Annotated in this window: 10 protein-coding genes; 8 read left to right on the top strand and 2 right to left on the bottom strand. The window is 46.0% G+C overall.

From position 1 onward, the window contains the following. The first annotated feature begins 49 nt into the window (after nt 1–49). The 8 genes from nuoG to nuoN are packed head-to-tail and all read left to right on the top strand — an operon-like array spanning nt 50 to nt 10,039. The gene (gene nuoG / locus V6259_RS10070; RefSeq protein ID WP_341584421.1) at nt 50–2,773 is read left to right on the top strand and encodes an NADH-quinone oxidoreductase subunit NuoG; all 2,724 of its coding nucleotides are present in this window, start codon (nt 50–52) and stop codon (nt 2,771–2,773) included. Further along, a complete protein-coding gene (gene nuoH, locus V6259_RS10065) occupies nt 2,770–3,747 on the top strand; it encodes an NADH-quinone oxidoreductase subunit NuoH (RefSeq protein WP_133011581.1) in 978 nt (325 codons plus the stop codon). The genes nuoG and nuoH overlap by 4 nt, the downstream gene beginning before the upstream one ends. Before the next feature lie 14 nt (nt 3,748–3,761). Next, nucleotides 3,762–4,304 (top strand): NADH-quinone oxidoreductase subunit NuoI, encoded by a 543-nt coding sequence (gene nuoI / locus V6259_RS10060; RefSeq protein WP_133011582.1) that lies wholly within the window; start codon nt 3,762–3,764, stop codon nt 4,302–4,304. Nucleotides 4,305–4,315: 11 nt separating this feature from the next. Next, entirely contained in the window at nt 4,316–4,834 is a 519-nt protein-coding gene (gene nuoJ, locus V6259_RS10055) for an NADH-quinone oxidoreductase subunit J (protein WP_133011583.1), read from the top strand. Further along, nucleotides 4,831–5,133, top strand: a complete 303-nt coding sequence (gene nuoK / locus V6259_RS10050) for an NADH-quinone oxidoreductase subunit NuoK (RefSeq protein ID WP_133011584.1) — start codon at nt 4,831–4,833, stop codon at nt 5,131–5,133. Before nuoJ ends, nuoK begins: the two co-directional genes overlap by 4 nt. After that, entirely contained in the window at nt 5,130–6,971 is a 1,842-nt protein-coding gene (nuoL, locus tag V6259_RS10045; RefSeq protein ID WP_341584420.1) for an NADH-quinone oxidoreductase subunit L, read from the top strand. The genes nuoK and nuoL overlap by 4 nt, the downstream gene beginning before the upstream one ends. A 50-nt stretch (nt 6,972–7,021) precedes the next feature. Next, nucleotides 7,022–8,563: an NADH-quinone oxidoreductase subunit M gene (gene nuoM, locus V6259_RS10040; protein ID WP_133011586.1), complete on the top strand. Its 1,542-nt coding sequence runs from the start codon at nt 7,022–7,024 to the stop codon at nt 8,561–8,563. Between the two features lie 6 nt (nt 8,564–8,569). Then, a complete protein-coding gene (gene nuoN, locus V6259_RS10035) occupies nt 8,570–10,039 on the top strand; it encodes an NADH-quinone oxidoreductase subunit NuoN (RefSeq protein ID WP_341584419.1) in 1,470 nt (489 codons plus the stop codon). A gap of 142 nt (nt 10,040–10,181) precedes the next feature. On the opposite strand, the gene purD is transcribed toward nuoN, so the two are convergent. Continuing rightward, entirely contained in the window at nt 10,182–11,468 is a 1,287-nt protein-coding gene (gene purD / locus V6259_RS10030; RefSeq protein ID WP_341584418.1) for a phosphoribosylamine--glycine ligase, read from the bottom strand. 96 nt (nt 11,469–11,564) lie between these two features. Then, nucleotides 11,565–13,142 carry a bifunctional phosphoribosylaminoimidazolecarboxamide formyltransferase/IMP cyclohydrolase gene (gene purH / locus V6259_RS10025; RefSeq protein ID WP_133011665.1) on the bottom strand — a complete coding sequence of 526 codons (1,578 nt, stop codon included), beginning with the start codon at nt 13,140–13,142 and terminating at the stop codon, nt 11,565–11,567. Nucleotides 13,143–13,176 lie beyond the last annotated feature (34 nt).

The following is a 13,176-nucleotide window of genomic DNA, read 5'->3' as shown; positions in this document are numbered from 1 at the left end:
TGTTTGATGCCCGTCTAATAGTGACGGGCCAGTGGGAAGCATAAGACTTATGGCAACCATTCATGTAGATGACAAAGAATACGAGGTAAATGGAGCAGACAACCTATTGCAGGCTTGTTTGTCTCTAGGACTTGATATTCCTTATTTTTGCTGGCATCCAGCATTGGGTAGTGTCGGCGCATGTCGTCAATGCGCAGTAAAGCAATATAAAGACGCAGATGATAAACGCGGTCGTTTGGTGATGTCGTGTATGGCACCAGCGACCGATGGTTCTTACATCTCGATTGAAGATGAAGAAGCAAAGGCGTTTCGAGAAAACGTGGTGGAATGGATGATGTCAAACCATCCACACGATTGTCCGGTATGTGAAGAGGGCGGTAACTGTCATTTACAAGATATGACGGTGATGACAGGTCATAACTCACGTCGTTATCGCTTTAACAAACGCACCCATGAAAACCAAGAATTAGGGCCATTTGTTTCTCATGAAATGAACCGCTGTATCTCTTGTTACCGTTGTGTTCGTTACTACAAAGACTACGCAGACGGTGAAGATTTTGGTGTTTATGGCGCGAGTAATAATATCTATTTCGGCCGACCAGAATCAGGAACATTAGAAAGTGAGTTTTCTGGCAATCTGGTTGAAGTGTGTCCAACCGGTGTGTTCACAGACAAAACCCATACGGAGCGATATAACCGTAAGTGGGATATGCAATTTGCTCCGAGTATTTGTCAGCAATGTAGTGTGGGATGTAATACCAGCCCGGGCGAACGCTATGGCGAAGTTCGTCGTATCGAGAACCGTTTCAACGGTGATGTTAATCAGTACTTTCTTTGTGACCGCGGCCGTTTTGGTTATGGTTATACGAATTTAGATGATCGCCCTAAGAAGCCGTTGCAAAAACAAGGTGACGAGCACGTTACCCTTAATACAGAGCAAGCGGTTCAGTCTGCTCTGGATATGATAAGCGATTCAAAGCGTGTGATTGGTATTGGTTCACCTCGAGCTAGTTTAGAAAGCAACTTTGCCCTACGTAAGTTAGTGGGCGAAGAAAACTTTTTTACCGGAATTGAAGCGGGTGAACAGCAACGCCTTGAGCGCATGCTGCAAGTATTGAATACCTCAGGCATTCATACCCCGACATTGCGAGACATCGAGTCCTACGATGCCGTGGTTATTTTAGGTGAAGACATTACTCAAACCGCGGCTCGCATTGCGTTATCTGTTCGACAAGCAGTGAAAGGCAAGGCCCGTGAAATGGCTGCAGTGCAGCGTATTTCAGAATGGCAGATTGCGGCGGTTCAAAATATTGGTCAGCATGCTAAGTATCCTATTTTCACTACCCACACTGATCGTACTCGGTTAGATGATGTAACGGCTTGGCATTACAGCGCGTCAGCGGCAGATCAGGCTCGTCTTGGTTTTGCTATCGCTCATGCCATTGATCCTAGCGCACCAGCGGTCACCGGCTTAAGTGATGAGTTGCAGAAAAAAGCAGAATTTATCGCATTAGCATTAAAAACGTCCCGCAAACCCCTGATTATTTCAGGCAGTCAGGCGGGCGAAATAGCGCTAATAGATGCCGCAGCTAATATTGCACAAGCACTGACATCTCGTGGTCTCGATGAAGTTGGCTTAACGCTAGTGGCTCGTGAAGTAAACAGCATGGGATTGGCCATGTTGGGCGGTAAAACATTAGATGATGGCTTGTCCGCAATCGCAGACGGCGCAGATACAGCGATTGTTGTAGAAAATGATTTGTATCAGCGTGTGTCGCCACAGCGTGTAGATCAAGCATTGGAACAGCTAAAACATCTTATCGTTGTCGATCACCAGAATACGGCCTTGGCACAACGCGCAGATTTAGTCTTGTCTGCTGGTAGCTTTGCTGAAGCTGATGGCACAGTTGTTAATTTAGAAGGCCGTGCGCAACGGTTCTTCCAAGTGTATGACCCTAGTTATTACAAACCAGGTACGATTGTATTGGCCGCATGGCGTTGGTTGCACCTCGTTGATTCAGCAAAAAATCTGCATTCGTCAGATTGGGGAACCTTTGACAATTTAATCGAAGAAATTGCCCAAGAAGTTCCTGAGTTAGCTCCGATTATAGATGCTGCACCGAATGCCGATTTTAGAATCCATGGTCAAAAACTTGCCCGTTCACCACATCGTTATAGTGGCCGTACGGCAATGCGTGCTGATATCAGTGTGCATGAACCTCGTCAGCCACAAGATGTAGATTCGCCTTTTGCCTTCTCTATGGAAGGGAATAACAATCCGCAAGCCGATCGTAACGAAGTTGCTTTTGCTTGGGCTCCGGGTTGGAACTCCCCACAAGCGTGGAATAAATTTCAAGACGAAGTGGGTGGACATTTACGCAATGGCGATCCGGGTGTGCGCTTAATCAAAGCGTCTACACAGGGTGAGTATTTTAGCGTCATTCCTAATGCGTTTGAAATTACTGAGGGTCAATGGCAGGTTGCTGCTAATTACCGACTGTTTGGTAGTGATGAATTGTCGCAACGCAGTCCAGTGATCCAAGAGCGTACCGGAGTGGTAGCTCTATTAATTCACCCAATGGATGCCGAAAAACTGGGCGTTCATGAACACGCAAAAGTGTGCTTCACATGGGGTGGAAAGAAATGGCAACTGCCTGTGTCTTTTAGTGATCAATTACAAGTTGGCAGTATTGGTTTGCCGCTTGGTACTGAAGGATTGCCAGCGAGTCTTGCAGGTAAAATGATTGACAATCTGCAGGAGGAACGAGCATGAGCATATTTTCACCTGAGATCATCACCACGCTGATTACCATTGGTAAAGCGCTGGCAATTTTGATGGTTGTGGTGGCATGTGGTGCGTTTATGAGTTTTGGTGAACGGCGCTTGCTAGGCTTGTTTCAAAATCGTTATGGCCCTAACCGAGTCGGTTGGGGCGGCTCTCTGCAGCTCGTCGCAGATATGATCAAGATGTTCTTTAAAGAGGATTGGATCCCACCATTCTCAGATCGCTTTATTTTTACTCTAGCGCCATTGATCGCGTTCACTTCTTTACTGCTGGCGTTTGCCATTGTGCCAGTCAGTCCGGGTTGGATTGTTTCGGATCTTAATATTGGTGTGCTGTTCTTTTTGATGATGGCGGGCTTGGGTGTATACGCTGTGTTATTTGCTGGCTGGGCAAGTAATAACAAATACTCTCTTTTAGGTGCCGTACGAGCCTCAGCACAGACACTAAGTTACGAGGTTTTTCTTGGTTTGTCTTTGATGGGAGTTGTCGCGAAAGCAGGTTCATTTCAACTGACGGATATTGTCAATAACCAAGCTCATCTGTGGAATATTATTCCACAGTTCTTTGGTTTTCTAACCTTCGCCATTGCTGGGATTGCGGTTTGTCACCGTCACCCTTTCGATCAACCAGAAGCGGAGCAAGAATTGGCTGATGGTTACCACATTGAATACGCCGGAATGAAATTTGGCTTGTTCTTTGTCGGTGAATACATCGGTATTGTGACGGTTTCTGCATTGATAGTGACACTGTTTTTCGGTGGTTGGCAGGGGCCTTTTTTACCGCCTGTTGTGTGGTTTGCACTGAAAACAGCCTTTTTTATGGTGATGTTTATTTTGCTTAGGGCCGCTTTACCTCGTCCTCGTTATGACCAAGTAATGTCTTTTGGCTGGAAAATATGTCTGCCCATTACCTTGATCAATCTACTAATAACCGCGGCGATTGTGCTGATTCAAAACAACTAATTTAGGGGACAACCATGACGTTAAAAGATTTGCTGGTTGGTTTCGGCACACAAGCGCGCAGCCTTTGGATGATTGGTATGCATGCGTTTGCGAAGCGTGAAACGCAAATGTACCCAGAAGTTCCAGTGTATGTACCGCCTCGTTATCGTGGTCGTATTGTGCTGACTCGAGACCCTGATGGTGAAGAGCGCTGTGTCGCTTGTAACTTGTGTGCGGTGGCTTGCCCTGTTGGCTGTATCTCTCTGCAAAAAACGGAGGACGAAGACGGTCGTTGGATGCCAGAGTTTTTTCGTATCAATTTTTCACGCTGTATTTTTTGTGGCATGTGTGAAGAAGCCTGTCCAACCACGGCGATTCAGCTGACACCCGATTTTGAACTGGGTGAATTTAATCGTCAGGACTTGGTGTATGAGAAAGAGGACTTGTTGATTTCAGGTCCAGGTAAATACCCTGATTATAACTTCTATCGAATGGCGGGTATGTCGATCGCTGGCAAACCGAAAGGGGCGGCTGAAAATGAAGCACAACCTATTAATGTTAAAGGTTTGATGCCGTAAGGAGCTCTGCTGTGAATATTGTTTTTTATATTGCTGCGTTCATTGCGATTGTGACGACGATTCGCGTTATTAGTCACACTAACCCAGTGCATGCTTTGTTGTATTTGATTGTGTCGTTACTGTCTGTGGCGGTGGTGTTTTTCTCCATGGGAGCCAATTTTGCAGGGGCGTTGGAAATCATCGTCTATGCAGGCGCCATTATGGTGCTATTTGTGTTTGTGGTGATGATGCTCAACCTCGGTGGCGAAGTGATTAAGCAAGAGCGTCAATGGTTAAAACCTTCGTTATGGATTGGTCCCGGTCTGATCTCTGGGTTGCTACTGATTACCTTGGTTTACGGTATCGGTAGTCTTCAGCATGGTGCTATTCAGTATCAATTGATTGGTGGTAAAAGCGTCGGTGAAAGCTTATTTGGCCCTTATATATTGGCGGTTGAATTAGCGTCTTTATTGCTACTGGCTGGCTTAATTGTGGCATTCCATTTGGGTCGAGATAAAACGGGCCTTGATTCTATGGAGGAAGATGCATGATTCCATTATCGCATGTGTTAATTCTTGCGGCGATATTATTCGTTTTAGGGTTGGCTGGTTTATTAGTGCGCCGTAATTTGCTTTTTATGTTGGTGTCTCTTGAAATTATGATCAATGCGGCCGCGTTAGCATTTGTAGCCGCTGGTAGTTTCTGGCAACAAGCCGACGGGCAAGTGATGTATATTTTGGCCATCAGTTTGGCCGCGGCTGAAGCGAGTATAGGCTTAGCTTTATTGTTGCAATTACATCGTCGTCACCAGTCTTTGAACGTGGATACAGTGAGTGAGATGCGCGGATGAATTTACTTTATTTAACGGTTCTTTTGCCTTTAATTGGTTTTCTATTACTGGCCTTTTCTCGTGGTCGCTGGTCGGAAAATACCTCCGCTGTAATTGGTGTGGGCTCTATTGTTCTTGCCGCGTTAATTACCGCTTATGTGGGTATCGACTTTCTAACACAGATGCACGCAGGGCTAATAACGTCGTTTAATCAGCCATTATGGACATGGATACACGAAGGCAATTTTGATGTTCAAGCGGTATTACATCTAGACGGTTTATCATTAACCATGATGTGTGTGGTGACCGGTGTTGGTGCGCTTATTCATCTATTTGCTTCTTGGTATATGCGCGGGGAAGAAGGTTACTCTCGCTTCTTTACCTACACTAACTTGTTTATCGCCAGCATGTTAATCTTGGTCTTGGCCGATAATTTATTGCTGCTTTATCTTGGTTGGGAAGGGGTTGGTCTGTGCAGTTATTTGTTGATCGGCTTTTATTACAAAGATCGTAATAATGGTGCCGCCGCGTTAAAAGCTTTTATTGTTACGCGAGTAGGGGATGTCTTTTTGGCCTTTGCTTTGTTTATTCTTTATCAGCAATTTGGCACGTTAAATATACAACAACTGTCGACGATCGCTCCCGCTCAAGTGGCCGTAGGCTCCTCGGTTATGTTCTGGGCAACCTTGATGTTATTAGGTGGTGCGGTGGGTAAATCAGCGCAATTGCCATTACAAACTTGGTTGGCAGATGCGATGGCAGGCCCAACACCTGTGTCGGCATTAATTCATGCTGCAACCATGGTGACGGCAGGGGTGTATCTGATTGCTCGTACTCACACCTTATTTTTATTGTCACCAGAAGTGTTGCATTTAGTTGGCATCGTCGGGGCAATTACCCTGTTAATTGCAGGCTTTTCGGCACTGGTTCAAACGGACATTAAACGGGTGTTGGCTTATTCCACTATGAGTCAGATCGGTTATATGTTCTTGGCGCTGGGTGTGCAAGCTTGGGATGCTGCGATTTTTCATCTGATGATCCATGCTTTCTTTAAGGCGCTGTTATTCCTCTCCGCTGGGTCCGTTATTGTGGCGTGTCATCATGAGCAGAATATCTTCAAAATGGGTGGCTTGCGTAAGCATATCCCTCTCGTATATGCCTGCTTCTTGGTCGGTGGGGGCGCACTGGCTGCGTTGCCTGTGATCACTGCTGGCTTCTACAGTAAAGATGAAATTTTGTCTGGTGCGTTGGCAAGCGGCCATATTAATTTATTGACTGCTGGCTTAGTGGGCGCGTTCTTAACGGGCTTGTATACCTTCCGCATGATTTTCATCGTTTTTCACGGCAAAGATCAAATCAAAGCCACTCCTGGTCGAGGTATCTCTCATCATCTTCCACTGATTGTATTGATGATTTTATCGACGTTTGTGGGCGCGTTAATTAAACAGCCTCTTGAAAACGTATTACCGTCGATGCCAGGTCATGAATCCATGATGGTGCAGTTGATTTCCGGTGGTTTTGCTATTGCCGGTGTCTTGATTGCGGCTTTCTTGTGGTTGGGCAATAGACGTTTGGTGACTAAAGTGGCCAATACTGGCCTTGGTCGATTATTGAGTAAGTTTTGGTTTCATGCCTGGGGCTTTGATTGGTTGTATGACCAATTATTTGTGCGTCCTTATTTAGCGATTGCACATTGGCTGCGCCGAGACCCAATCAATGCCATGTTAGACAGTCTTCGTTTTGTCGCGATTGGCTTTAATAAAGGACTTGCTTTAAGTGAAAATGGCCAAGTTCGTTGGTATATGGCATCGCTTGGAATGGGTGCTGTGATCGTGTTAGGCCTGTTGCTTTGGAGTTAATCCGATGTGCTTAAGTGAGTGTTATCAATTGAAGAGGATCATATAACGCCATGCTATTACCTTGGCTCATTCTTCTGCCTTTTATTGGCGGTCTGTTGTGTTGGCAGAGCGAACGCTTTAGCCGAGCGTTACCTCGTTGGATAGCCGTGCTTAGCATGGTGCTGACGTTATTATTATCATTAGTGATGTGGGGACAAGGGCACTTTTCATTAACAGTGCCCCATGGTGTTCCTCAATGGCAGTCTGAATTTATAGTGCCATGGATTCCTAGATTTGGGATCTCGATTCATTTTGCACTGGATGGTTTGTCATTATTAATGGTGGTATTAACCGCCTTTCTAGGCCTACTTTCTGTTGTCTGTTCTTGGAATGAAGTGGACAAGCGTGAGGGATTATTTCACCTCAATCTGTTATGGATTGTGGGTGGTGTGATGGGCGTATTTCTTGCGATTGATATGTTCTTATTCTTCTTCTTCTGGGAGATGATGCTGGTACCGATATTCTTCTTGATCGCACTTTGGGGCTATAAAGGTTCCGACGAACGAACTCGTATTGCGACGGCTATTAAGTACTTTATCTATACTCAAGTTAGCGGCTTGATCATGCTGGTGGCGATTATCGGATTGGTCTTTGTTCATTATCAAACGACGGGCGTTTGGACCTTCGATTATAATCATCTTCTTGGTACGAAAATGAGCAATACCGAAGCTTACTTGCTGATGCTAGGTTTCTTTATTGCGTTCGCGGTTAAGATGCCTTTAGTGCCGTTCCATGGCTGGTTGCCTGATGCTCATAGCCAATCTCCAACGGCAGGCTCGGTTGATTTAGCGGGTCTTCTGCTAAAAACAGCGGCTTATGGTTTACTGCGTTTTGTGTTGCCATTCTTCCCTCATGCCTCGGCGCAATTTGCACCCATTGCTATGTGGTTGGGTGTGATCGGTATTTTTTACGGCGCTTGGATGGCCTTTGCTCAAACCGACATTAAGCGCTTGATTGCCTACAGCAGTGTGTCCCACATGGGCTTTGTGATGGTGGCTATTTATACTGGCAGCCAACTTGCCTATCAAGGAGCGGTTGTCACCATGATTGCTCTGGGTCTATCTGCGGCCGCCTTGTTTATCATTTGTGGTCAGCTTTATGAACGTTTAGGCACTCGAGACATGAGGGAAATGGGCGGGCTTTGGGGGCGTTTACGATATATGCCAGGCTTGTCTATGTTCTTTGCTGTGGCGTCGTTAGGTATGCCGGGCACGGGGAACTTTGTCGGCGAGTTTATGATGCTGTTTGGTAGCTTTAGCGTGGTTCCGGTGATCACCGTTGTTTCAACATTTGGTTTGGTGTTTGCGTCCGTATATTCACTGATTATGATGCACCGAGCTTATTACGGAGAAGCAAAATCAGAAGCTCCGTTGAAGTCTATGTCGGTAAGAGAACTATCGATGATTCTTTCATTAGTCGTACTCTTAGTGTTGTTGGGCGTTTATCCGCAAGGCGTACTTGATACATCGCACGCTGCAATTGCCAATATCCAGCATTATTATACGGCGGCTTCTTCTTTATCCATCTCAGGTACATCAACCACAGGGCTGTAATTTTCCATGACCATAAGTATCCAACAATTGATCACTTTATTACCGCTTCTGATCGTTGATTTCTCGGTCGTTGTGGTGATGCTGGCTATTGCTTGGCGTCGCTCTCACAGTATGACGCTTTGGCTAAGTCTGATAGGGCTTACTGCGGCATTCTTGTCGTTATCCTTTGCCGGTAAAGATATTCCTACGCATATTACGCCGTTGTTACGTGTCGATGGCTTCACTTTGTTTTATTCCGGCTTAGTACTGTTGGCCGGCTTAGCAACTTGTGTCTTTGGTTATTCTTGGTTGAAATATCATCAGGATAATAAAGAAGAGTTTTATATGCTGGTGCTCATTTCTACCAGTGGCGGACTATTGTTAGCGTGTGCTGACCATATGGCGTCTTTGTTCTTAGGAATTGAGTTGGTCTCCTTGCCGTTGTTCGGCTTGGTGGGCTATGTCTTCCAGCAGAAGCCTTCACTTGAGGCGTCGATCAAATACATGCTGCTATCCGCAGGTGCTTCGGCATTTATGTTATTTGGTATGGCGCTTTTGTACGCCGATACTGGGTCGTTATCCTTTGCGGGTATCGGTGCTAGCCTTAATCACAGCATGATTCATCAGCCTTTATTATTGGTTGGTATTGGCATGCTGTTAGTGGGCATTTGCTTTAAGCTTTCATTGGTGCCGTTTCACCTATGGACGCCTGATGTGTACCAAGGTGCACCAGCACCAGTAGCGACCTTTTTAGCAACAAGCAGTAAGATTGCTATCTTTGCAGTGCTAATGCGCATCTTTTTAGAAGCGCCATTAGCAAGTTTGCCATCGGTACAATTAGTACTGGGTGTAATTGCTTTCGTTTCCATTCTATTTGGTAATTTAATGGCGGTGTCGCAAACGAATATTAAGCGATTATTAGGGTACTCCTCGATTGCACACTTAGGGTATTTGCTAATCGTGTTAGTGGCTATAAAAGATCGCCAATTAGCCATTGAAACAACCGGTGTGTATTTAGTCGGGTATTTATTTGCCAGCTTAGGTTCGTTTGGTGCGGTGAGTTTGCTATCAAGCCCCTATAAAGGCAAAGATGTAGAAGAGATCTCTGCTTACCGTGGCTTATTTAAGCGTCGCCCGTTGATTGCCATTGTTCTGGCCGTGATGATGTTATCGTTAGCGGGTATTCCAATGACGCTTGGTTTTATCGGTAAGTTCTATGTGCTTGCATTAGCGATGAAAGCCTCTCTTTGGTGGTTAAGTGCGGCGGTGGTTATTGGGAGTGCTATTGGTCTTTATTATTATCTGAAAGTAGCCATTAACGTATTTTTGCCGGCTCGTGACAACTCTCTAGTAGAAGAGCGTTTAGAAAGTATCGAAGCGAAGAGTGCCTCTATTAAATCTGGTACATGTGTACTATTAATATCAGTGATTATCGTGGTTGTTTTAGGTGTTTATCCGCAGCCATTGATTGATTGCGTACAGCTCGCCACTCCTTGATAGCAATACAATATTAGAGTGGAACATAGAAACAAAAAAAGGCTCGTCAAAAATGACGAGCCTTTTTATTTGGAAAATCGTTTTTAAAAAGGAACGCTAAATCAGCAGCGTTGCTTATTTAGCAATTTCTTATAACGAGTGACTATTTCTGTTCACGGGCAATGGCGCGATGACCAATGTCGGTACGAAAGTACACTTTATCCCAAGACAGTGTTTTTACGACGTCATAAGCGCCAGCTTGTGCTTCGGCAACGGTATCGCCAAGAGAGACCGCACAAAGGACACGACCACCATTAGTAACCACGTTACCATCTTTCAATGCAGTACCTGCTTGGAAGACTTTCTGGTGCGCTGGAAGGACCGTATTTAAGCCTGAGATAACATCGCCTTTCGGATAGTCAGCAGGGTAGCCGCCAGCAGCCAGTACAACGCCTAGGCTAGCACGAGGGTCCCAATCTGCTTCAACGCTGTCTAGCTGGCCATTGACGGCAGCCAAACACATTTTTGCCAAATCAGAACGCAAGCGCATCATAATAGGTTGTGTTTCTGGATCACCAAAACGGCAATTGTATTCCAGTGTTTTTGGTGTGCCATCAGCGTCAATCATAACACCTGCGTATAAGAAACCGCGGTAACGATTGCCTTCAGCGTTCATGCCTTTCACGGTTGGCATAATGACTTCGTTCATGATGCGATCATGAATCTCAGGTGTTACAACGGGAGCAGGGGAATAAGCGCCCATGCCGCCAGTGTTTGGTCCAAGGTCACCATTGTCACGTGCTTTATGGTCTTGGCTGGTTGCCATTGGCAATACAGTTTCGCCATCTACCATACAAATGAAGCTGGCTTCTTCGCCAGTTAGAAACTCTTCAATGACCACACGGCTGCCCGCATCACCAAAAGAGTTGCCTTGCAGCATGTCTTCAACCGCTTCGATGGCTTCGGCTTCTGTTTGAGCCAAAATCACACCTTTACCAGCCGCAAGACCATCGGCTTTTACCACAATCGGAGCGCCTTGTTGCTTGATGTAAGCAACCGCAGGTTCGATCTCAGTGAAGTTGCCGTAGGCCGCTGTTGGGATGTTATGGCGAGCTAAAAAGTCTTTAGTAAAGGCCTTAGAGCCTTCAAGCTGTGCTGCGGCAGCGGTTGGGCCGAAGATAGCAAGACCTTCTTTTTCAAACGCATCTACCACACCAATAACCAATGGCGCTTCAGGGCCCACAATGGTCAGATCGATGTTTTCTTTTTTGGCAAAGGCAACAAGATCGGCAATATCAGTCACGCCAATATTGACGTTTTCAACTTTGTTTTCCATCGCTGAACCCGCATTACCAGGTGCAACAAAGACTTTTTCGACATCGCTTGATTCTGCGGTTTTCCATGCAAGTGCATGTTCACGACCGCCGTTACCAATAATAAGAACTTTCATGTTTTCATCCTTTCTATTGTAAGCCAGTGAGTCTCCTCACTGGCTATTCGCTAAAGAGTGTCACTGTTATCGTGACGGCTGTTTAGTGGCGGTTGATTAGTGACGGAAATGGCGCATGCCAGTGAAGACCATTGCCATGCCGGCTTCGTCTGCTGCCGCGATGACTTCAGCATCACGCATTGAGCCACCAGGCTGAATAACGGCAGTAATGCCCGCTGCCGCTGCGGCGTCTATGCCATCACGGAATGGGAAGAAAGCGTCAGAGGCCATAACAGAACCCGGTACTTCAAGGTTTTCGTCAGCGGCTTTAATACCTGCGATTTTTGCACTGTATACGCGGCTCATTTGGCCAGCGCCCACACCGATTGTTTGTTCTGCTTTTGCGTAAACAATGGCGTTAGATTTAACGAATTTAGCCACTTTCCAAGCAAACAATAGATCTTTTAGTTCTGCTTCGCTCGGTTGACGCTTAGACACAACTTTTAGGTCGTCTAGCGTGATAGCGCCGTCGTCACGGTCTTGAACCAATAGGCCGCCATTAACGCGTTTGTAGTCTAGTGCTGCAGGCTTGTCTTGTGACCATTGACCGCATTCAAGAACGCGTACGTTTTGCTTAGTTGCCACTATGTCTGCGGCTGCTTTGCTAACGCTTGGCGCTATGATCACTTCAACGAATTGACGGTCAACAATCGCTTGAGCGGTTGCTGCATCTAATTCTTGGTTAAAAGCAATGATGCCACCAAACGCAGACGTTGGGTCTGTTTGGAAGGCTAATTCATAAGCCGCTAATTGGTTTTCGCCAGTCGCCACACCACAAGGGTTGGCGTGCTTAACGATTACACAAGCTGGCTTGTCGAAGCTTTTAACGCATTCTAGAGCGGCATCAGTGTCAGCAATGTTGTTGTAAGACAAGGCTTTACCTTGAATTTGTTTTGCCGTGCTGATGGAGGCTTCTTTTGGATTTGCTTCAACATAGAACGCCGCTTTTTGATGTGGGTTCTCGCCGTAACGCATTTCTTCTTGTTTGTTGAACTGCAAGTTGAATGTGCGAGCGAAATCTTCGCTGCCGCCTTCCACTTTTTTGCCCAAGAAGTTAGCAATAGCACCGTCGTAATAAGACGTATGTTCAAATGCTTGTACCGCAAGGTCGAAACGTTGATCGTACGTTAAACCGCCGTCTGCTTTTAGAGAGGCAAGTAGCGCATCGTAGCTCGCTGGTGATACAACGATAGCCACGTCTTTATGGTTTTTCGCTGCAGAGCGAACCATAGTCGGGCCACCGATGTCGATGTTTTCAATCGCCATTGGTAGGTCGCAATCAGGGCGTTCGATTGTTGCTTCGAATGGGTATAGGTTAACAACGACCATATCGATCTCGTCGATACCGTGTTCTTTCATGATCGCGCCGTCGATATCACGACGACCAAGGATGCCGCCATGTACTTTCGGGTGCAGTGTTTTTACACGGCCATCCATCATTTCAGGAAAACCGGTGTAATCAGATACTTCCGTTGCCGCTACTTGGTTTTCAAGTAATAGACGGTAAGTGCCACCAGTAGAAAGGATTTCAATGCCCTGAGCGGTTAATTCGCGGGCGAATTCGACAATGCCTGTTTTGTCAGAAACGCTGATTAGAGCTCGTTTGATTGGAGTAACAGTTGTGTGATTTGCCATCATGGTTCTCGCAATTGATTAACGATAAATAAAC

This window comes from Marinomonas sp. TI.3.20 (assembly GCF_038155025.1).
Lineage (GTDB): Bacteria > Pseudomonadota > Gammaproteobacteria > Pseudomonadales > Marinomonadaceae > Marinomonas > Marinomonas flavescens.
The sequence above is the reverse complement of the archived record's forward strand: the minus strand, read 5'-3'. Positions and strand labels throughout refer to the sequence as shown.

Bases quoted from the DNA above. Each gene is read 5' to 3' on its own strand.
- nuoG (WP_341584421.1), top strand. From the start codon at position 50: ATGGCAACCATTCATGTAGATGACAAAGAATACGAGGTAAATGGAGCA.
- nuoH (WP_133011581.1), top strand. From the start codon at position 2,770: ATGAGCATATTTTCACCTGAGATCATCACCACGCTGATTACCATTGGT.
- nuoI (WP_133011582.1), top strand. From the start codon at position 3,762: ATGACGTTAAAAGATTTGCTGGTTGGTTTCGGCACACAAGCGCGCAGC.
- nuoK (WP_133011584.1), top strand. From the start codon at position 4,831: ATGATTCCATTATCGCATGTGTTAATTCTTGCGGCGATATTATTCGTT.
- nuoL (WP_341584420.1), top strand. From the start codon at position 5,130: ATGAATTTACTTTATTTAACGGTTCTTTTGCCTTTAATTGGTTTTCTA.
- nuoM (WP_133011586.1), top strand. From the start codon at position 7,022: ATGCTATTACCTTGGCTCATTCTTCTGCCTTTTATTGGCGGTCTGTTG.
- nuoN (WP_341584419.1), top strand. From the start codon at position 8,570: ATGACCATAAGTATCCAACAATTGATCACTTTATTACCGCTTCTGATC.
- purD (WP_341584418.1), bottom strand. From the start codon at position 11,468: ATGAAAGTTCTTATTATTGGTAACGGCGGTCGTGAACATGCACTTGCA.
- purH (WP_133011665.1), bottom strand. From the start codon at position 13,142: ATGGCAAATCACACAACTGTTACTCCAATCAAACGAGCTCTAATCAGC.